Origin of the sequence: Paenarthrobacter sp. R1 (assembly GCF_030264015.1) — a bacterium.
GTDB classification, from domain to species: Bacteria; Actinomycetota; Actinomycetes; order Actinomycetales; family Micrococcaceae; genus Arthrobacter; species Arthrobacter ureafaciens.
The window spans coordinates 1,066,712-1,087,565 of sequence record NZ_CP127115.1; the positions used below are offsets into that span (position 1 = coordinate 1,066,712).

Here is a 20,854-nt window from a genome sequence, read left to right on the forward strand (position 1 = left end):
CCCGAAGGAAACGTCCTTGAGGGCACCTTCCGCGCTTGGTTGTCTAGAAGAAGCCGAGCTTGTTCTCGTTGTAGCTGACCAGCAGGTTCTTGGTTTGCTGGTAGTGGTCGAGCATCATGGCATGGTTCTCACGGCCGATGCCGGATGACTTGTACCCGCCGAAGGCCGCGCCGGCCGGGTAGGCGTGGTAATTGTTCACCCACACACGTCCTGCCTGGATTTCCCGCCCGGCGCGGTAGGCGACGTTGCCGTTGCGCGACCACACCCCGGCACCGAGGCCGTAGAGGGTGTCGTTGGCAATGCCGATCGCATCGTTGTAGTCGCTGAACTTGGTCACGGACACCACGGGACCGAAGATCTCCTCCTGGAAGATCCGCATCCGGTTGTGGCCTTCGAAGATGGTGGGCTGGACGTAGTAGCCGCCGGCCAGGTCCCCGGACAGTTCGGCCCGGGCGCCATCGGTGAGGACCTTGGCTCCTTCCTGCTTTCCAATGTCGATGTAGGAGCGAATCTTCTCCAACTGGTCGTTGGAAGCCTGCGCGCCGACCTGCGTGTCGGTGTCCAGCGGGTTGCCCTGGATGATCTTGTTGGTGCGGGCGATGACGTCGGCCAGGAAGGTGTCATATATGCCCTCCTGCACCAGGGCGCGGGAGGGGCAGGTGCATACCTCGCCCTGGTTGAAAGCGAAGAGCGTGAAGCCTTCCTGTGCTTTGTCATAGAAAGCGTCGTTCTGGGCGGCGACATCGTCGAAGAAAATGTTCGGGCTCTTGCCGCCAAGTTCCAGCGTGACGGGGATGAGGTTGTTGGAGGCGTACTGGCTGATCAACCGGCCCGTAGTGGTCTCGCCGGTAAACGCGATCTTCCGGATCCTGGAGCTGGAAGCGAGCGGCTTGCCCGCCTCCACGCCGAAGCCGTTGACCACATTCACCACACCCGCGGGCAGCAGGTCACCGATGAGTTCGATCAGGACCAGGATGGAACTCGGCGTCTGCTCGGCGGGCTTGAGCACCACGGCGTTGCCGGCAGCCAGCGCGGGAGCGAGCTTCCACACGGCCATGAGGATGGGGAAGTTCCAGGGGATGATCTGTCCCACGACACCCAGCGGCTCCTTGAAGTGGTAGGCGGTGGTGTCGTCATCGAGCTGGGACAGGTGGCCTTCCTGGGCGCGGATGGCGGAGGCGAAGTAGCGGAAGTGGTCGGCAGCCAAGGGAATGTCCGCGTTGAGGGTTTCGCGGATGGGCTTGCCGTTATCCCAGGTTTCAGCGACGGCCAGAAGCTCGACGTTCTCGTCAATGCGGTCCGCGATCTTGTTCAGGATGGCTGCGCGTTCGGCAGCTGAGGTCTTGCCCCAGGACGGCGCCGCCTTATGTGCGGCATCCAATGCCAGCTCGATGTCCTCGGCCGTACCCCGCGCAACCTCGCAGAAAGCCTTGCCCGTCACCGGAGTGATGTTCTCGAAGTAGCCACCCTTGACCGGGGCAACCCATTCCCCGCCAATCCAGTTCTCGTACCGGTCCTTGAAGGTAACCTTCGAACCTTCGGCACCTGGCTGTGCATAAACAGTCATTGCTAGCTCCTTTGCTGCGAATCAGTGGCTGTTGCCATTGGTCCGAGCCTAGGAGCGGGAAGGTTGCAGCAACGTTGCAACTATGTGGTCCAGGTCACGCGCCGAGTTCATCCTCAAGCCGTTCAAGGTCTGCCACGATCGCAGCCCGCTTTGGCGAGCGCGGCGGCAGGAGCCTCAGGATCGCAAGGCGGAGGTCGGCGTCGTACTTTGCCTCCGGCAACGCGGCGTACTTCAGGAGCGAATCCACGCTGCCGTCGGTAAGCAGCGCCTCGCGCAGCAAGTGCGAAACGCGCTCGCGCAACTGAACGACGCCGGGAGCCTCCGAACGCGGAAGAAGGGCACCTTTGTAAATTTCCAGGGCGATGCGGTGTGCGCCGCGTTGCAGGCAGCTCAGGACCTGGTCCGAATCAGGCAGAAGCTCAACGGGAAGCCGGTACGGACGGGATTCGGGAACAGCTTCAGGGCTCAGTTCCTGCACCACCTTGCGCAACCGGACCATCTCCGCGCGCAGCGTCACGGCCGATCCCTCGCCCGGGTAGAGGCGCGCGCACAATTCGTCGGCGCTCAGCCCTTCCGGGTGGTTTCCGAGGATCGCCAGGATTTCGCTGTGCCGCGCCGACAGCGTGACGCTCCTGCCACCGAGACTCAACAACGCCTGGTCCCTGCCCAGCAGTTGCAGGCTGTTGCGGTACAGCGTGTTCCTGTCCCTGACCCCTCCGCCGGTGACCGCGGCACCCGAGGGTGAGCTCCGGCGTCGTGGTCTTTCGAAGGCCGCAGCGGCGAGTTGGAGACGTTCGATCCGCAACTGCGCCTGGGCTGCGGCCACGGTGGCCTCCACCAGCGAGAGCGTGTGGGGAGCAACAGCCGCCTCGGTGCCGGTGATGTCGACGACCCCCAGCAGGGCACCGGAATCGGGATCGTGGAACGGGACAGCCGTGCAGCTCCACGGATGCACGGAACGCTTGAAGTGCTCAGCCCCGGAAATCTGGATGCTGCGGTCAAGGGCCAGTGCGGTCCCCGGGGCGCTGGTCCCCACCGAGGCCTCGGACCAGTCCGAACCGGCCACGAACATCATGCCCTCCGCGCGCCGCTGCATCACGGGGTCGCCATCCACCCACAAGAGGCGGCCGACCTCGTCTCCCACCGCGACCAGCAAGCCGCTCTCATGGCTTGGCTGGATGAGGAGCTTGCGGATCACCGGCATGATGGTGGCGAGCGGGTGCTGGCGCCGGTAATCCTCCAACTCGTCACTGTCCATGGCAAGCGGAGCTTCAGCCGCATCGGGGTTCGCTTTCAACTGGGCAGAACGCTGCCACGACTCACGGACCAGCCTGCGAAGCCCCGGGACATGGTCGACGCCGAACGCCACCCCGTCCAAGTGCTCGTGACCGCTCAAGGCACGGCGCTGCAGGAGTTGGGCGGCATCCGAGCCCGGAAGCGGCGGATGGATCGGGTTCCTCATTGAACTCCTGGCGGCAGGACAAACAGCACAAACAGCGGACGGTACGCGCCAGTCTAGTGTGGCGTCCCTGCTTTGGGTACCGCCGGGAAGCCCGGGCGGGGCATGAGCTCCGGCATGGGAGACCCGGCTCTGCCGCGGGAAGTACAGCTCAGCCGCGGGAGACCCGGCTCTGCCGCGGCAAGTACAGCTCAGCCGCGGGAGATCCGGATCATTTCTTCGCGCGGAACAACCTTGATGCGCTCACGGACAATTCCGTCGCCTGCACCTGCCCCGTCCTTGGCACCGTCCGCGGTCCAGGCAGCGCCGAGGGAGGCCTCATGGGCGTCGAGCCGGTTCCAGCCCTCCCATGTGGTGTACTCGATGCCGCGTTCTTCGAGGAGATCGATGATCGCCTGCGGATCGGGGTTCTCCGCCGGCGGGAGGTTGAGCCGGTCCTCCAGGAGGCAGCCGATGGTCTCCAGGGCGTCGCCCTTGGTGTGCCCGATCAGGCCTACCGGCCCGCGCTTGATCCAGCCCGTGGCGTAGATTCCCGGGACGGGCTTGCCGTCGGCGTCAAGGACGCGGCCGCCGTCGTTCGGAATGACGCCGCGGCGGGCGTCGTACGGCAGCTCATCCAGCGGCGAACCGTGATACCCGATGGCCCGGTACACCGCCTGGACCGGGTACTCGAGGAACTCCCCGGTGCCCTTGGCATTGCCGGTACCGTCCAGCTCCATGCGTTCGAACTTGATGGCGGCTACCTTGCCGGGGGTCTCCGGGGAATCGAGGATCTCCACCGGGCTGTGCAGGAAGTGCAAGTGGAGGCGGCGGGAGGAGGGCTCCTCCGATTCCGCGTGCTCCTCCACCAACCAGTTGGTCATCGTGTTGACCATGGTCTTGATCTGGTTGTTGGTCCGGATGGCCTGGTCGGAAGCTTCATCGAACTCGAAGTCCTCGGGATACAGGACGATGTCCACGTCCTTGCAATGGGAGAGCTCACGCAACTCCAACGGGGTGAACTTCACTTGCGCAGGACCACGGCGGCCGAACACGTGGACGTCCGTCACCGGCGACGCCTTCAGGCCCTGGTACACGTTGTCCGGAATCTCCGTCACCAGCAGTTCCTCGGGATGCTTGGCCAGCATCCGCGCTACGTCCAAGGCCACGTTGCCGTTGCCGATCACGGCAATTTCCTTGGCTTCGAGGGGCCATTCGCGGGGGACGTCCGGGTGGCCGTCGTACCAGGAGACAAAGTCCGCTCCCCCGAAGGAACCCTCAAGCTCGATGCCCGGGATGTTCAGGTCCGCGTCCTTGATGGCTCCCGTGGAGAAGATCACCGCGTCGTAGAAAGCCCGGAAGTCGTGGAGGGTCAGGTCCTTGCCGTACGTCACGTTGCCCAGGAAGCGGATGTCGCCGCGGTCCAACACCTTGTGCAGGGCGTTCACGATCCCCTTGATGCGGGGGTGGTCCGGTGCAACGCCGTACCGGATCAATCCATAGGGAGCGGGGTAGGCCTCAAAAAGATCAATGCTGACCTCGATGTGGCCGTCCTTGACCTCGTTGGACTTGGTCAGGATGTCCGCGGCGTACACACCTGCCGGACCTGCGCCGACGATCGCAACGCGAAGCGGACGATTGGGGATGGTTGCGGCTGAGTCAGACACCGTTTGCCCTTCCGAAGCAGTAAGCCACGCCATTGTTGGGACGCAGGTTTCCAATTCTAGATACCGACCTTACCCGCGCCCGCCCATATGGCAGGAGTCACAGGATTTCCTCAATTCGCTGTCTATATTGCGGAATATTGCAGGCGGCAGGGATGTTGGGCACATTGTGTCCACACCCGAGCAGATCTCCGCAGCCTCCACCGCTTCAACCCAGCCCACGACGACGGCACCCGGGAGCGACGGTGCCGGCACCGGCGGTAGCGGCGGCGGAACCGTGGCTAAGCCGGTTCGGAGCGAAACCACCACGGGTGTGCTGTTCGGCATCGGCGCGTACGGCTTGTGGGGCCTGCTCCCCCTCTACTTCTTTGTCCTGCAGCCTGCGGGAGCCATTGAGATCGTGGCCAACCGGGTGGTATGGTCCCTGGTTTTCTGCGCCCTTCTGATCACCATCACCCGGGCCTGGCGGGTCTTCGGCTCGGCGATGAAGGACCGCACCATCATGGGGCCCCTGGCCTTGGCCGCCGCCCTCATTGCCATCAACTGGCTCACCTACACCTTCGGCGTCACTACCGGCCACGCCGTGGAGACGTCCCTCGGATACTTCATCAACCCGCTGGTTTCCGTGCTGCTGGGCGTCTTCGTGTTGAAGGAAAAGCTGCGTCCGCTCCAGTGGGCCGCTGTGGGCATCGGCTTCGTTGCGGTGGGTGTGCTGACTTTCTCCTATGGCCAACTGCCGTGGATTGCGCTCCTGCTGGCTTTCAGCTTCGGCCTGTACGGCTTCGTGAAAAAGAGGGTAGGACCACGGGTGGACGCCCTGACCAGCCTTTCGGTCGAAACAGTGGTACTGGCACCGTTCGCGGCCATTACCATGGTGGTCCTCGGGGCCACGGGGATGGCAACGCTCACCACCGAAGGACCCGCACACTTCTGGCTCATTCTCGCTTCGGGCATCATCACTGCTGTACCGCTGCTGTTCTTCGGTGCCTCAGCACGCCGCCTGCCCATGACCACCATCGGCCTGCTGCAGTACTTTGCCCCGGTTCTGCAGTTCATCGTGGCACTGACAGTGTTCAACGAAGCCATGACCACGGCCCGGTGGATCGGCTTCTGCGTGGTCTGGCTGGCCCTGATCCTGCTGACCATCGACATGCTCCGGACCGCCCGGAAAAACTCGGCGCTGCGGAAAAAGGCCCGGCTCGCGGAGGTGTAGCGGAGTTCGCTGCGCCGGGTTTGCGCCGTGTTCGCTGCAAACCTGCTGCGTCGCCGGAGCCTTCCCTACGAACAAGCAGGCTTCCCACGACGTCGGCGGACAGGTGCCCGGGTTCGCGGGAAACGTGCGGAGTCGCGGGAGCCTTCCCTACGAACAAGCAGCGTTGCGGCGAACACGACGAACACGGCGAACGCGGCAGACACGAAAAAGCAGGGCCGGGGTGTATTCCAGCTCCCCGGCCCTGCTTTTTTGTAGAAAACAGACCTTATGCGTTGGCCTTGACGGCGTTCGCGAGTACTTCCAGGCCGTCCAGCAGCAGGTCATCGCTGATCACCAGCGGCGGGAGCAGGCGGATGACGTTACCGTAGGTACCGCAGGTCAGGATGATGACGCCTTCCTTGAGGCAAGCGGCGGCAACAGCCTTGGTGAGCTCAGCGTTCGGTTCCTTGGAGCCGGGCTGAACAAGCTCGATGGCCAGCATTGCGCCGCGGCCACGGATGTCGCCCACCACGGACGTTTCGGAGGCCAGTTCGCGGAGCTTGCCCAGGGCGAGTTCCTCGATGTGGCGGGCACGGCCGTTGAGATCGTGCTCCTCCATGGTGGTGATTGCTGCCAGTGCTGCTGCACACGCAACCGGGTTTCCACCGTAGGTACCGCCGAGGCCGCCCGGGTGGACGGCGTCGAGCAGGTCAGCGCGGCCGGTGATCGCGGACAGCGGCATGCCACCGGCGATGCCCTTGGCCATGGTGATGATGTCCGGAACAACCCCCTCGTGGTTGACGGCGAACCATTCACCGGTGCGGCAGAAACCGGACTGGACCTCATCGGCGATGAAAACAATGCCCTTTTCCTTGGCCCATGCGGACAGCGCCGGCAGGAAGCCTTCGGCCGGGACGATGAAGCCGCCCTCACCCTGGATGGGTTCGATGATGATTGCGGCAACCTGGTCGCCGCCAATCTGCTTCTCGATCGCGGTGATGGCGCGCTTGGCAGCCTCAGCACCCGTGATCTCCGGGTTCTCTTCACGGAACGGGTAGCTCATGGGCATGCGGTAGACCTCGGGCGCGAACGGTCCGAAGTTGGTCTTGTACGGCATGGCCTTGGCGGTCAGTGCCATGGTCAGGTTGGTGCGGCCGTGGTAGGCGTGGTCGAAAGCAACGACGGCGTCGCGGCCGGTGGCCAGGCGGGCAACCTTGATGGCGTTCTCCACGGCTTCCGCGCCGGAGTTGAAGAGCACGGTGCGCTTGGCGTGGTTGCCCGGGGTGAGGCGGTTCAGCTGCTCGGCGACGGCGACGTAGCCTTCGTACGGCGTCACCATGAAACAGGTGTGCGTGAAGTGCGCGGCGGCTTCCTGGACAGCGGCGACGACGGCGGGATCGGAAGCGCCGACGCTGGTGACGGCGATGCCCGAGCCGAGGTCGACGAAAGAGTTGCCGTCGACGTCGCGGATGATGCCGCCGTCGGCGTCTTCTACGTAGACAGGAACGCCGGAAGCCACACCGGCAGCAACGACGGCGGAGCGGCGCTCAGCCAGTGCCTGCGACTTGGGTCCGGGGAACGTGCCGTTGATGTTGCGCTTCTGCTCGATGCGGTACGAGAGTTCGTTCGCAGTTGCGGTCATGGGAATGTCCTTCTTTGTTGATTGCGGCGCGCGCCGGCAGGGTTGCAGGCCGGTGCGGAGCGAGGTTGGAGAGTGGGGGCCGGGCGGCTGACTTATGCGTCGAGTGCACTCATGACGTGCTTGATGCGGGTGTAGTCCTCCACGCCGTACATGGAGAGGTCCTTGCCGTAACCGGACTGCTTGAAGCCACCGTGCGGCATCTCTGCGGTCAGGAGGATGTGGGTGTTGATCCACACGGCGCCGAAGTCGAGGTCGCGGCTCATGCGCATGGCCGTGCCGTGGTCGGTGGTCCAGACGCTGGAAGCCAGGGCGTATTCGACGTCGTTGGCCAGTTCGAGGGCTTCGGCTTCGGAGCTGAACTTCTGGACTGTGATGACGGGCCCGAACGTTTCCTTCTGGACGATGTCATCGCTCTGCTTGGCCCCGGAGATGATGGTGGGCTCGAAGAAGAAGCCCTTCTCACCTGCGCGGTGTCCGCCGGTTTCGATCCTGCAGTGCGCCGGGAGGTTCTCCACCACGGAGGTCACGGCGTTGAAGTGGTTGACGTTGTTGAGCGGGCCGAAGTAGTTGTCTTCGTCGTTCTGCGAGCCGGTCTGAAGGGTCTTGGTGTGTTCCACCAGGGCGGCAACCATGTCGTCGTGGATCTCGTCTTCGATGAGCACGCGGGTGATGGCCGTGCAGTCCTGCCCGGCGTTGAAGAAGGCGAATTCCGCGATGGCCGCGGCGCTCTTCTTGATGTCGGCGTCCTTGAAGACGATGGCCGGGGCCTTGCCGCCCAGTTCCAGGTGCGCGCGCTTGAGGCCCTTCGCGGCGCCGCTGGCCACGGCAATGCCTGCGCGGACGGAACCGGTGATGGACACCAGTCCGGGAACCTTGTGCTCCACCATCATCGCGCCGGTCTCACCGGTGCCGAGGACCACGTTGAGGACGCCGGCCGGGAAGATCTCCCCTGCCAGGCGTGCCAGGACCAGGGTGGATTCAGGGGTGGTATCGGAGGGCTTCAGGACTACCGTGTTGCCTGCGGCCAGGGCGGGGCCGATCTTCCAGATGGCCATGAGGAACGGGTAGTTCCACGGAGCAACCTGGGCTACGACGCCAATGGGCTCGCGGCGCACATAGGAGGTGTGGCCCTCGAAGTACTCACCGGCGGACTTGCCTTCAAGGAGTCGTGCTGCACCGGCGAAAAAGCGCAGCTGGTCGGCGCCGGCAGCAACTTCCTCGGACGCGATGAGGGAACGGACCTGTCCGGTGTTGCGGTGCTGGGCTTCGACGAGTTCGTCGCTGTTGGCCTCGATGGCGTCGGCCAGCTTCAGCAGCATGAGCTGGCGCTGTCCCGGTGTGACGTGCTTCCAGGTCTTGAAAGCCTCGCTGGCTGCGGACATGGCAGCGTCAACATCTGCCTGCACCGACGGGAGACTTGGCCACGACGTCCCCGGTGGCGGGGTTGACGATGTCCAGGAGACCCGTACCTGACGGCGTGACGAACTCGCCGTTGATGAAGTTCTGCAAGGTTTGAACCACGGTGTGCAACCCTCTTTCGGTGTGTTGGCATGGCTTTTTAGCTGATCAGAGCCTATTCCAGAGGGGTGCACCAAGGAATAGCCAACTGCACACAGACGACGCAGGCGCTTAGTGCGCTTGACCAGCGCCGGGTTATCCTTTCAGCATGGCCATCACCCTCGCTTCACTCGTTGCTGTACCCTCCCTGAAACTCCGCAAAACAGGGCTGGCGGAAACCACGTGGAACCAGGACATCAGCTGGGTGGCCGTGACGGAGCTTGAAGACCCGCAGCGTTTCCTCAGCGGCGGGGAACTGGTGCTCACCACGGGCCTGCGGCTCAAGAGTGCGGCCGACCAGCGCCGCTTTGTGCGCCAGGTCCAGCGGGCGGGCGCCGTAGGCATCGGTTTCGGCACGGGTCTCACCCACGAGTCCGTTCCCGAGCCCCTCATCGCGGAAGCCAACCGTTGGGGACTGCCCTTGGTGGAGGTCCCCTACGAGATCCCGTTCATCGCCATCGGCAAGCTGGTTGCCGAGTCCCATTCGGCGGACCACTACTCCAACCTCGAACGGCTGCTTGCCGGGCACCAGATCCTTGCCCGGGCGCTGCTCACCGGTGGCGGCCTCGCCGAGCTGTTGAAGCAACTGGGCAGCATGCTGCGCACGGATGTGGTCCTCACCCAGTTCAGTGCCCAGCTCTACAACAGCGTCCCCGGGAAGCCGGCGCCGACGGCCGAAGGGTGGGCGTCGTACCCGATCCCCACCGGCCGCCGGGATGCCTGCACGCTGTGGCTGCGTCAGCCCTTCATCGATTCCGGGATCGTCAGCTACGCCCAGAACCTCATCAGCGTTGAACTGAACAACATGGTCAAGCAACGCCAGGCCCAGCGTGCCATGGCCGGGCAGGTGCTGGATGACGTCATCCATGGAACCCTGGACACCATTGAGGCAGCACGGCGCCTGGCGGGGGTGGGCATCAACAGCACGCGGAAGAACGTGGTGCTGGTTGCTGAATCCACGGCCCATCACAAACAACTGGTCTCCATTTCCCTGCCCCAGTCCCTGGAAGGTGGCGTCAGCGCCGTCGTCGGCAAGGACCTGGTGACCGTGATCAGCGACGACGGCAGCTCGGCCACCGCACTCGCGAAGAGCCTCAGCGACCACTTGCAGGAGGCGGGGATCCACGCCGTGATCGGCATCGGCGGGGCATACACGAAGCCGAACGGCCTGCGCTGGAGCTACTTCGAAGCGCGCGATGCCGTGGCGCACGGCTTGCCGGTCAATGAGCCGGAGCGCCTGAGTCTCACCTCGCTCCTGCTGGCCAGCGAAGATGTCCCCTTGGCTGACATGGCAAGTGAGTCGCTCACTCCCCTGCGGAAGTTCGACGCCGCCCACGGCTCTGAACTCGTGGCCACGCTCGAGAGCTACCTGAACCACAACGGCTCGGTTGCGGCTGTTGCCGAGGCGCTGACCCTGCACCGCAATACCGTGCGCTACCGCCTTGCCCAGATCACCGAGCTGACGGGGTACGACCCCTCGCAGACGCAGGACCGCGTTCAGTTGTGGCTGGCCCTCGCGGTGCAGCGGCTGGGTGCCCGCAACCCGCGGTAGGAAGAACGACGGCGGTTCCGCAGCTCGCTTTTCCTCGCAGGAGAGTTTCACCACAGAACTCTTTACGTTAGACGTCAAACGTCTAACCTTTAAATATGGCGACGACACCGATTACGACAACGACAGGAAACATCCCTACGATCTCCCCCGCCGCTGCCGCTTCCAAGCAGGGCAGCGCGCCGAAGTCCAGGGTCGTCGTCGTACTCGGGATCATCGCCGTCGTGCTCATCGGGCTCAACCTTCGGGCCGGCATTACCAGCGCCGCCGCGCTCTTCCATGACCTGCAGCACGTCCTCGGATACGGCGCCCTTGTGGCCTCCATCCTTCCCTCCATTCCGCTGCTCTGCTTTGCCGTGGCGGGTCTCGGAACGTCGTGGCTCACCCGGCGCGTTGGCGTGGAAAAGGCTATCTTCATTGCGCTGGCACTCCTTGCCGCCGGTCTCCTGGTCCGTGCCGTGCCGTTCACGGGCGCGCTCCTTGGGGGCACAGTGCTCGCGATGTCCGGCCTGGCCGTCTGCAACGTGGCCATGCCGTCCCTGATCCGCGAACACTACTCGGACCGGACTTCCATGATGACGGGCCTCTATACGTTCACCATGTCCGGCGGTGCCACTTTTGCCGCCGTCATCAGCGTTCCCCTGGCCCAGCAGCTCGGGTCGCCGTCCATGGGCCTTGCCGCGTGGGGCCTCCTCGGCGTGGCTGCCCTGCTCGGATTCCTGCCCGTGGTCCTGCACAACCACCGCAACTCCACCAAGACCGATCAGCCGCGCGTGCCCATGCTTCCCCTGCTCCGCACCCGGCTGGGCATCCTCATCACCGCCATCTTCACGTTCCAGGCCTTCCTGGCCTACGCCGTCATGAGCTGGTTTGCGTACATGTTGACGTCCCAGGGCCTCAGCGCTTCGGAGAGCGGCGTGCAGTTCGGCGTCATGCAGCTGGTTTCCGTGGCGTCGGGCATGATCCTGCTTGCCTTCGGCTCCCGGCCCGGAATGCTGCGGCCTGCCTTGTATACGGCCAGCAGCTCTACCCTGTTGGCCATCGCCGCCATGGTGTGGCTGCCGACGTCGTTGGCTGTGATTCCCGCGGTCCTGTTCGGATTCGGGTTGGGCATCTTCCCGCTGGTTTTGGTGATTATCAGCCGGAGCGGCCGTTCGACGGCGGAAACCACCGCGCTCTCCACCATCGCCCAGTCTTTGGGATACTTGATAGCGGCAATCGGACCGTTCGGGATGGGGCTCCTCCACAGCGTGACCGGCGGTTGGGTATTGCCGATGAGCCTGCTGTCCCTGGTGGCGCTGGGTCTCATGGTCACCAGCCACATGTTGACGAGCAAGCGAACCACCAAGACCCAAGCGAGGACGGCATGACCCTCACCCCGTCGCACCGACCGGTCCTCGCCGACGAGGTTACCGCCAAGCTGCGGGACATGATCAAGTCCGGCGAATGGCCCTTGCAGGAGCGGATCCCCGCCGAACCTGAGCTCATGGCCACCCTGGGTGTCTCCCGCGGAACACTGCGCGAAGCCATCAAGGCGCTGGCCCACACCGGCATGCTGGAAGTCCGCCGCGGCGACGGCACCTACGTGCGGGCCAACAGCGAGATCCTCGGTGCTGCCCAGCGGATCTACCGCGAGCACACGCAGGAACACATCGTGGAAGTCCGGCTCGGCCTGGACACCCAAGCGGCCCGGCTGGCAACCAAGCACGCCACTGCCGGGGACATCGCCGAGATGCGCCGGCTCCTGTCCGTCCGGCATGATTCCTGGAACTCCGGGGATTACGCCGCGTGGGCCCGCGCCGACTGGGAATTCCACGAGTGCGTGGCCAAGGCTTCCGGCAATCCGCTGCTTCATCAGTTGTACGCGTCGTTCGGGGGCGTGTTCCACAACGATCTCCTCCGCCAGCAGCGCAACGACGGTTTCAACGGTCTGCCCACCGAAGGCCACGACCAACTGGTTGAGGCCATCGAAGCCCGGGATCCGGAGGGCGCTGTAGCTACCGTCTACCGGAACCTGGACTTCTGCGCTGACAAGAGCCCGTCAGACTGAATCCTGCCGGCTGAGCGGGACTCCTGCCGCCGCAGCATCACGATACTTGGCATCAACCAGCACCACGTCGCGGCCCGCCCGGTCCAACAAGCTCGCGGCAACGCTTGCCCGGTACCCCGTGGCACAATGCACCCAGATCCTGGCCTGCGGCAATCCATCCATCCGCCGCAGCAGCTCATACACCGGGACGTTGATGGCACCATCCACGTGCGACGCCTTGTATTCGTCCGGCCTGCGCACATCCAGGACCAGGTCCCCCGGCTGCCTCTCCCTCAACAACACGGACCAGTCGCCATGCGGATAGGAAGAGTGCGGGACGCCCGGGGCAAGTCTGCTGAGCCCGTTGCCCGCGTCCCCCTCAAGCCCGACGGCGGCATCCGGGCTGTCGATGCCGATCCTCGCCAGATCGCGGATCGCCTTTTCGACCTCGGTGCGTGATCCCAGAAGCGTCAAGGGCTGTTCCCACGGGATTACCCAGCCGAGATAGCTGGTGAAGTTGGAGCCGTTCCCGTATTCGAAGCCCACGCTGCCGTTCAAGTGGTCGTCTGCGAAGGCTATCCGGTGCCGGAGATCCACCACCCACTCCCCCGAGCCGAGCCGTCGGCCGAGTTCTTCCGGGTCCACCGAGTCCGGAACACTCAAATCCGCAGGACCCGGACCCGCAGCATTGAGCGGGCTCATGTGGGCGTAGTAGGCAGGGTAGGCGGTGATGTTCTCCAGGAGCTCGGCCACAAAATGTTCCTCGCTCGGGTCCGTCAGGGCATGGTTGGAGGCGGACTGCTCCGCGAGGGTGGAGGCATTCGCACGGCTCGCCGGTCCAATGGAGCAGAACGATCCAAAACCATGGGTTGGATACAGCGCAGCCTCCGGAGCAGCTGATGACACCAGTTTCCGCACCGACGAGTACTGAGCGTGGGCCAAGGTCGCGGTGTCCTCGGGAGAGACGAGGTCCGTCCGCCCCACCGAGCCATAAAGTAAGCTGCCGCCGGAAAACACGGCCTCCATGCCGCCGTCGTGCGTGTCCTCCCGCACCACGTACGCCAGGTGCGTGTGCGTGTGCCCCGGCGTCGCAACCACGCGCACGGTGAGCCTGCCCACCTGCAGCACGTGCCCGTCGGAGACCGGAGAACGGTTGAAGGAAACGTTGTCTGCGGCGTTGACCAGGTACTCGGCCCCGAGCTTCCCGGCGAGGACCAGGCCTCCGGTGACGTAATCGTTGTGGAGGTGGGTTTCGGCCACATGCGTGATACGGACACCCGCTGTGCGCGCGGCTTCCTCCACGCGGTCGGTGTCGCGCTGGGGGTCGATCACCAACGCAACTGAGCCGTCGTGGACGAGGTAGGTGCGGTCACCCAACTGGGGCGTTTCGATGACGACGACGTCCATGATTCAGGGTACCGCCGCGGTGCGTTGGGAGGGCTTTAAGCGGGACTTATAGCCAACAGCGGGGCCACTCAACCAGAGCGGCCCCGCTGAATCAGCGAGCTTCAGAACTGCGCTGAACCTGTGCTTCAGACCTGCGCGGAAACACCGTCGCGGGAAATGTCCACCATGTCCTCGCGCGGCACAACCTTGATGCGCTCACGAGTAACCTCCACACCGTGCGAACCGCCGGCTTCGGTGGCTGCTGTGCCGAGGGCGAGCTCGTGGGCATCCAGTGCCAGCCAGCCTTCCCAGCTGGTGAACTTCACGTCGCGGGCCTCCAGGAGTTCCACCACTGCGTCGGCTTCGGGAACCTCGGCGAGCGGCAGGTTTTCCCGGTCCTCGAGCAGGTAGGTGACCGTTTCCAGGGCGTCACCCTTGGTGTGGCCGATGAGGCCCACAGGACCACGCTTGATCCAACCCGTGGCGTAGAGGCCCGGAACGTGCTGGCCGTCAGCGTCCAACACGCGGCCGCCGTCGTTGGTGATGACGCCCTTCTTGTGGTCGAACTCGACGTCCGGCAGGGCGGAACCGAAGTAGCCGATGGCGCGGTACACGGCCTGGACCGGGTAGTCGATGAACTCGCCGGTGCCGCGGGCGTTGCCCGTGCCGTCCAGCTCGGTGCGCTCGAACTTGATGCCGGCAACCTTGCCCGGAGTATCCGGGGAATCGACAATCTCCACCGGGCTGTGCAGGAAGTGCAGGTGGAGGCGGCGGGAAGCCGTGAGCTCGGAGAGGTCCTCGGGCTGCTCGGCGATCCAGTTGGTGAGCGTTCCAACCATGGTCTTGGTCTGGTTGTTCGTCTGGATCTGGCGGTCGGACTCTTCGTCGAACTCGAAGTCTTCGGCGTAGAGGATGATGTCCACGTCCTTGGAGTGCGACAGTTCACGCAGTTCCAGCGGGGTGAACTTCACCTGCGCCGGGCCACGGCGGCCGAAGACGTGAACGTCCGTGACCGGGGAATTCTTTAGGCCCGCGTAGACGTTGTCAGGGATTTCGGTGACCAGGAGGTCGTCAGCGTGCTTGGAGAGGACGCGGGCCACGTCCAGGGCCACGTTGCCGTTTCCGAGGACGGCGATTTCCTTGGCGTCCAGCGGCCATTCGCGGGGAACGTCCGGGTGGCCGTCGTACCAGGAAACGAAGTCGGCGCCGCCGAACGAGCCCTCCAGCTCGATGCCCGGGATATTCAGGTCCGCGTCCTTGATGGCGCCCGTGGCGAAGATGACGGCGTCGTAGTGCTTGCGCAGGTCCTCGATGGAGAGGTCAGTGCCGTAGTCAACGTTGCCGAAGAAGCGGATGTCGCCGCGGTCCAGCACCTTGTGGAGGGCATTGACGATGCCCTTGATGCGGGGGTGGTCCGGTGCAACGCCGTAGCGGATGAGGCCGTACGGGGCGGGGTAACGGTCAAAGAGGTCAATGCTGACGTTGAGTTCGCCGCTCTTGACGGCCTCGCTCTTGGTCAGGATGTCAGCTGCGTACACGCCGGCCGGGCCGGAGCCGATGACGGCGACGCGAAGCGGACGGTCCGCAGAACCTACGGGGGTGCTAATTGACACGGCTGTGTTCCTTCTTCTCTGTCCACCCAACTGAGTCGCAATTGTGCGCGTTTTGAGGGCTCAAAACGTGCTTAAGTGCTACCTGGTTGGGCCGGGGGCTAGTTGGTGCGGACGCGGGGACGGTTGGGGGTAATGGTGCTGTAGTCAGCGGTCTTGAAATGTTCCGGGGCGAAGGGGCTGACGCGGACAACATCGCCGATGACAATGACCGCTGGATTAGCCACGCCCACGGCTTCCGCTTGGTCGGCGATGGTACCCAGCGTGCCGATCGTGACGCGCTGTTCCGGCAAATAGCCCTTTTCTACGATACCTACTGGAGTGTCCAAAGGCAGACCCGAGGCAGCCAGCGCCGCCGCAGAATCACGCAATTGCGCCACTCCCATGAGCAACACCACAGTATGGTCCGGGCGTGCGGGGACTTCGGACAGCTCTTCATGACCGGTCACGACGCTGAAGCCCTTGGCCAGTCCGCGGTGCGTGACCGGAATACCGGCGGCAGCGGGAACGGAGATCGCGGAGGTTACGCCGGACACCACTTCAACCCCGACGCCGTTCTGCCGGCAGAATTCTGCTTCCTCACCGCCGCGCCCCAGGACATAGGGGTCACCGCCTTTGAGGCGGACCACCCGGTTGCCCTTCAAGGCCTCCTCGACGAGGATGCGGTTGATCTCCAACTGTGGAACCGGATGGTGGCCCGGTGTTTTGCCGACCTCAATAATGCGGACGTCGGGGGCAAGCTCCTTCAGCAGCTCGCGCGGTCCAAGACGATCAGCAACCACGACGTCGGCCTGGCCCAGGAGGCGCCGACCGCGGACTGTGATGAGTCCCGAGTCGCCAGGTCCGCCGCCAATCAGGGCTACGGAACCCTTGTCTTCGGGCTTGCGGTGGCGGCGCAGGGGAAGATCGCCCGTTTCCAAGGCGGTGGCAACGGCGTCGCGCAGGGCCATTGCACGGCGCGGGTCTCCCCCGGCGTTGATGGCGATCTTGACGTCGTCCACCTCGGCCACGGCCGGGGTCCATGCAGCGGAAGCTTCGTGGTCGGAAGCGTTGACGCACCAAATGCGCTGCGCCTCGGCGTCGGCGGCTACCCGGGTGTCCACAGCGGCAGTCCCCGTTGCAGTCTGAACGAACCAGACGCCGTCGAGGTCTTCAGTGCGGTACTCGCGGGGCTCCCAAGCGAGCAGCCCGGAATCCACCAGGGCGCGGAGTTTTTCGGAGGCAACGGGAGCGACCACCGTAACTTTCGCGCCGGCGTCGAGCAGTCCCTTGGCGCGGCGTGCCGCGACGGGCCCGCCGCCCACAACCAGCACCGGGCGGCCGAGAAGGCGCAGCGCGGTGGGGTAGATGTCCTGTATTGCCATGAAAAAACTGTAGGGCGGCGCCGTAACACGCTTCAAAGGCCCGGACACACCCGGTAACGCTGGGTAATGCGGCGTCACAAACAGCGTCCTAGAACACCGACCAGCCGGTACGGGTAGTGAATTCATCCAGTGCAGCCACACCTGCCACTGAGTTCCCGGACCTCCCCAGGCCTGGGCTCCACACACTGATTGCACACTTGTTGGGAACCACGGCCACGATGCCGCCGCCGACGCCGCTCTTGCCCGGCAGGCCGACGCGGTAAGCGAACTCACCCGCCGCGTCATAGGTACCGCACGTCAGCATGACCGCATTGACCCGTTTGGTCTGGGCCGGCGAGAGCACCAGCGTTCCGTCGGCGCCAAGTCCATTGGATGCCAGGAAGCGGGCCAAGGAAGCGTTCCTGTGTCCCCTGCCGAGCTCGGATGCCGCCACGCGGTGGTCCGTATCTACCGAGGCGTTCCCGGATTCCCGCCGCATCAGCTCCCGCACTGCTCCTGCAGCGTTCCCGGTCAGGCTCAGCAACCTGTCCGTGACGACAATGGCTCCCGCGTTGATGAACGGGTTGCGGGGTATGCCGTTCCCGCTCTCGAGCTGAACAAGTGAATTGAAGGGGTTGCCGGACGGCTCACGGAAAACGCGCTTCCAAATGCCATCGCCGTCGTTGGATAGCACCAAGGCCAGGGCAAAGACCTTGGAGATGCTTTGGATGGAGAACTCCACATGGGCATCCCCGGCTGAGAAGACCTCACCTTCCCTGATGACCAGTGAGATCCCGAACTGGTTCGGTTCCACTGCGCCGAGCTGAGGGCTGCCTTGGTCAGCCCCCTCCTCATTGAAGGGGCATACAGATGCGCCTGAGGTGTTCCCTCGGGAGCGCACAGCCAGCAACTCTACCGGCGTTCAGGGCTAAGCCCCCATGACCGCAGGCGTCCAGCCGATAGCAGGCGCAATGTGCTTCGCGACATTGCTCAGGAGCCTGGCGTTGTATTCCACACCCAGCTGGTTTGGAACCGTGAGCAGCAGGGTGTCGGCGGACTGCACCGCAGCGTCCTGGGCGAGCTCTTCCGCCAGTTGCTCCGGTTCGCCGATGTAGCTCTTGCCAAAGCGGGACAACGCACCGTCCAGAATGCCCACCTGATCTTCGCGGTCCGCCTGTGCACGGAGCCCGAAGTAGTGGTTGTCCTCGGCGTCAACGATGGGGATCACGCTGCGGCTCACAGAGACCCGCGGTTCGAAGTCGTGGCCGGCGGAAGCCCAGGCCTCGCGGAACATCCGGATCTGTTCGGCCTGGAGTTGGTCGAAGGGAACACCCGTATCTTCGGTCAGCAGTGTTGAGCTCATCAGGTTCATGCCCTGTTCCGCCGCCCAGACCGCCGTCTTGCGCGTGCCGGCGCCCCACCATATCCGCTGCGGAAGCCCGGGCGACTGTGGCTGGATGGGCAACAGCCCGGTGGCTCCCCCGGCGTAGTGCGGATCCGCTTGGGCTACCCCGTGTCCTGCGATGGCCTTGCGGAACAATGCCGTATGCCGCCGCGCCATGTCACTGCTGTCTTCGCCGTCGGCCGGGACATAGCCAAAATTGGCGGCACCGTTGAGGGCGGGCTCGGGTGAACCGCGGCTCACTCCGAGCTGCAGGCGGCCGTCGCTGATGAGGTCCGCGGCGGCAGCCTCCTCGGCCATGTAAAGAGGGTTCTCGTAGCGCATATCAATCACCCCGGTGCCGATCTCGATCCGGCTGGTGCGTGCCGCAATGGCGCTCAGAAGCGGGAAGGGCGAGGCCTGCTGCCGGGCGAAGTGGTGCACTCGGAAGAAAGCGCCGTCGATGCCTGCCTCCTCGGCGGCGACCGCGAGTTCAATTCCCTGCTTCAGCGCCTCGCCTGCGGTGGGAACGCGGGAACCCGGTACGCGGGCCCAGTGGCCGAAGGAGAGGAACCCGATCCGTTTCTTGTGCATGTCGAGCACAACGCCGGGCTGCGCCTGGTCATTCCACCCAGCCCGCGCCCCGTCCCTTTATCACATAACGCCCCCTTTTTCCCATCCCTCTCTCACATAACGCCCCCTTTATCGCATCCCTCTCTCACCAGGTGATTGAGGAAAGCCGGGAAGGGGTTGGTATGTGATAGAGCGTGTGGCCCTTTTCGAGAGCGGCATTACTCAGCGACCGGCGGAGGATCCTCCCCGTTGGCGATGGCTTCGATCCAGTCCACCGCGCCGTCGGTCAGGTGGGGTCCGTCTGTTGAGTCGCCGGCCCACCACCCGGGTTCCGTGGCGCCTCCTGTTGCGGACATGATCTCGCTGGTCACCAGCGGGGTCAGGGGTTCCCCGTTGTGCGCGATCAGCCAGTTTCGGGTTGCGGGGCTGACCCGGGGCCACCAATCATGGATTTTCACTCAATCAGTGTCCTGCCCGGGACGTACTGGGTAAAGAGCCGCGTAGTCACCGTTCGGCTTTGGGCTCCTCGCTGCCCCAGCGTCCCAGTGCCACGATTGCCTCGCGCAAGGCAAGTCCGCGATCGGTCAGCGCGTAGGCCCGGGTGTTGTGCCGAAGCGGCAGGCGCAGTAATACTCCGGCCGCTTCGAGCTCGCGCAGGCGGGTAGCGAGAATGTTCGTCGGTATTCCAAGATCGCGCTGCAGGTCCCCGTAACGTTGCGGCCCGTCGAGCAGCCGCTCCACGATGAGCAGGGCCCACCGTGCTCCAACAAGTTCCAGCGCCCCGGCCAGATCGCTCACTCAGTCGTATCGGCGTCGGGCTTCATCCAAAACGGCGAGTAGTGGTAGCCGTCAGGGTCATCAAACTGGCGCTGGTACATGAACGGGTAGTCGTCAGTGTCACCGATCCGCCCGCCGGCGGCGCGGGCGCGCTCGACCAACTCGTCGACTGCTTCACGGCTGCCAAGGTCGAACGAGACCGTGACCTTGGAAGGCGTCCCGGGTCCGCCGATCAGTTCCTCGGAGCCGCCGACGCTGGCGTACATTTCGCGGCTGCCGAGCATGACGTATTGCTCCGGCGCAATCGCGAAGCATGACACGTTGTGGTCCGACATCTCGGGGTTAAAGGTCCAGCCAAGGGCGGTGTAAAAGGCAGTTGCGCGCTCGACGTCTTCGACGGGGCAGGTGATGAAGAGGCTCATGCGGCCCATACTTGCAAAATGCAAGTAAGGCGTCAAGAGTGGAAAGGCCAGTGCCTGGGGGCCGGGGGGCTAGAATCAGCCAATGGGGCTCCTAACCTTCAGCATGAATGTCACTCTGGACGGTTGCATCGACCACCGGGAGGGCATCGCGGATGACGAAACTCATGCCTACTTCACCCGGCTTCTCGAGGAGAACGGCGCCATGCTCTGGGGCCGAACCACCTACGAATTGATGGAGGCCTACTGGCCTGCGGTCGCCCGGGGCGAAGTGGAGGCTCCCCCGGCCATCCGGGATTGGGCCGTCACGCTGGAAGGCAAGCCGAAGTACGTCGTCTCGGCAACACGCACCGACTTCCCATGGACCAACAGCCACCAACTGACCGGCGAACTACAAGGGGCCGTGCAGGAACTTAAGGACCGGACTCCCGACGGCGTGCTGGTCGGCAGCTGCAAACTCGCCACTGAGCTGGACCGGCTGGACCTGATAGATGAGTACAGATTCCTGCTTCAACCTATGATCACCGGCCACGGTCCAACCCTCTTCCAGGACGGATTGCCCGGAACCCGCCGCCTCGAATTGGTCTCGGCGGAGCCGCTCAGCAACGGAGTTGTCGCCCTGCACTACCGTCGGGCTGCTTAGGTTGACGCACGACGGCGGCGGAAGGCTCGGCGGGAAGGGTCGGCGCCGCAACCGTTTCCTCCGGTCGCACCCGTAACCTCGGGG

Annotated in this window: 16 protein-coding genes and 2 pseudogenes; 5 read left to right on the top strand and 13 right to left on the bottom strand. The window is 64.4% G+C overall.

Annotated features, from left to right (window positions below; all coding sequences use genetic code 11):
- Positions 1-43 precede the first annotated feature (43 nt).
- The 3 genes from exaC to QN084_RS05160 form a co-directional block, all read right to left on the bottom strand.
- Positions 44-1,567, bottom strand: a complete 1,524-nt coding sequence (gene exaC, locus QN084_RS05150; RefSeq protein ID WP_069695817.1) for an acetaldehyde dehydrogenase ExaC — start codon at positions 1,565-1,567, stop codon at positions 44-46.
- 94 nt (positions 1,568-1,661) lie between these two features.
- On the bottom strand, positions 1,662-3,029 hold the full coding sequence (locus tag QN084_RS05155) for a GAF domain-containing protein (protein WP_069695818.1): 1,368 nt from the start codon (positions 3,027-3,029) through the stop codon (positions 1,662-1,664).
- A gap of 188 nt (positions 3,030-3,217) precedes the next feature.
- On the bottom strand, positions 3,218-4,705 hold the full coding sequence (locus tag QN084_RS05160; protein ID WP_210730868.1) for an FAD-dependent oxidoreductase: 1,488 nt from the start codon (positions 4,703-4,705) through the stop codon (positions 3,218-3,220).
- A 94-nt stretch (positions 4,706-4,799) separates the two neighbouring features.
- On the opposite strand from QN084_RS05160, the gene rarD reads away from it, so the two are divergent.
- Complete coding sequence (gene rarD, locus QN084_RS05165; protein ID WP_069695819.1) at positions 4,800-5,882, top strand: EamA family transporter RarD; 1,083 nt, start codon at positions 4,800-4,802, stop codon at positions 5,880-5,882.
- A 265-nt stretch (positions 5,883-6,147) separates the two neighbouring features.
- On the opposite strand, the gene gabT is transcribed toward rarD, so the two are convergent.
- The gene (gene gabT / locus QN084_RS05170; RefSeq protein WP_062097607.1) at positions 6,148-7,503 is read right to left on the bottom strand and encodes a 4-aminobutyrate--2-oxoglutarate transaminase; all 1,356 of its coding nucleotides are present in this window, start codon (positions 7,501-7,503) and stop codon (positions 6,148-6,150) included.
- A gap of 92 nt (positions 7,504-7,595) precedes the next feature.
- Positions 7,596-9,024, bottom strand: a pseudogene (locus tag QN084_RS05175) (gamma-aminobutyraldehyde dehydrogenase).
- Positions 9,025-9,169: 145 nt separating this feature from the next.
- On the opposite strand from QN084_RS05175, the gene QN084_RS05180 reads away from it, so the two are divergent.
- The 3 genes from QN084_RS05180 (at position 9,170) to QN084_RS05190 (ending at position 12,659) form a co-directional block, all read left to right on the top strand.
- On the top strand, positions 9,170-10,612 hold the full coding sequence (locus tag QN084_RS05180) for a PucR family transcriptional regulator (protein WP_062097609.1): 1,443 nt from the start codon (positions 9,170-9,172) through the stop codon (positions 10,610-10,612).
- Positions 10,613-10,707: 95 nt separating this feature from the next.
- On the top strand, positions 10,708-11,979 hold the full coding sequence (locus QN084_RS05185) for an MFS transporter (protein ID WP_069695820.1): 1,272 nt from the start codon (positions 10,708-10,710) through the stop codon (positions 11,977-11,979).
- A complete protein-coding gene (locus QN084_RS05190) occupies positions 11,976-12,659 on the top strand; it encodes a FadR/GntR family transcriptional regulator (RefSeq protein ID WP_069695821.1) in 684 nt (227 codons plus the stop codon). The genes QN084_RS05185 and QN084_RS05190 overlap by 4 nt, the downstream gene beginning before the upstream one ends.
- Here QN084_RS05190 and QN084_RS05195 read toward each other — a convergent pair.
- From QN084_RS05195 to QN084_RS05230, 8 genes and pseudogenes are all read right to left on the bottom strand, one after another.
- A complete protein-coding gene (locus tag QN084_RS05195; protein WP_069695822.1) occupies positions 12,651-14,045 on the bottom strand; it encodes an MBL fold metallo-hydrolase in 1,395 nt (464 codons plus the stop codon). The genes QN084_RS05190 and QN084_RS05195 overlap by 9 nt on opposite strands.
- Positions 14,046-14,170: 125 nt before the next feature.
- A complete protein-coding gene (locus QN084_RS05200) occupies positions 14,171-15,637 on the bottom strand; it encodes an FAD-dependent oxidoreductase (RefSeq protein ID WP_069695823.1) in 1,467 nt (488 codons plus the stop codon).
- Positions 15,638-15,735: 98 nt separating this feature from the next.
- Positions 15,736-16,998: a uroporphyrinogen-III C-methyltransferase gene (gene cobA / locus QN084_RS05205; RefSeq protein ID WP_021472300.1), complete on the bottom strand. Its 1,263-nt coding sequence runs from the start codon at positions 16,996-16,998 to the stop codon at positions 15,736-15,738.
- Positions 16,999-17,086: 88 nt separating this feature from the next.
- Positions 17,087-17,806 (bottom strand): annotated as a pseudogene (locus QN084_RS05210) (glutaminase); the annotation flags it as partial.
- Between the two features lie 99 nt (positions 17,807-17,905).
- Positions 17,906-18,952: an LLM class flavin-dependent oxidoreductase gene (locus tag QN084_RS05215; RefSeq protein ID WP_069695824.1), complete on the bottom strand. Its 1,047-nt coding sequence runs from the start codon at positions 18,950-18,952 to the stop codon at positions 17,906-17,908.
- 197 nt (positions 18,953-19,149) lie between these two features.
- Positions 19,150-19,389: a hypothetical protein gene (locus QN084_RS05220; protein WP_069695825.1), complete on the bottom strand. Its 240-nt coding sequence runs from the start codon at positions 19,387-19,389 to the stop codon at positions 19,150-19,152.
- Between the two features lie 46 nt (positions 19,390-19,435).
- Complete coding sequence (locus QN084_RS05225) at positions 19,436-19,729, bottom strand: winged helix-turn-helix transcriptional regulator (RefSeq protein ID WP_069695826.1); 294 nt, start codon at positions 19,727-19,729, stop codon at positions 19,436-19,438.
- Positions 19,726-20,130, bottom strand: a complete 405-nt coding sequence (locus QN084_RS05230; protein WP_031216522.1) for a VOC family protein — start codon at positions 20,128-20,130, stop codon at positions 19,726-19,728. Before QN084_RS05230 ends, QN084_RS05225 begins: the two co-directional genes overlap by 4 nt.
- An 82-nt stretch (positions 20,131-20,212) precedes the next feature.
- Here QN084_RS05230 and QN084_RS05235 point away from each other — a divergent pair, with 82 nt between their 5' ends.
- The gene (locus QN084_RS05235) at positions 20,213-20,770 is read left to right on the top strand and encodes a dihydrofolate reductase family protein (RefSeq protein WP_021472294.1); all 558 of its coding nucleotides are present in this window, start codon (positions 20,213-20,215) and stop codon (positions 20,768-20,770) included.
- Positions 20,771-20,854 lie beyond the last annotated feature (84 nt).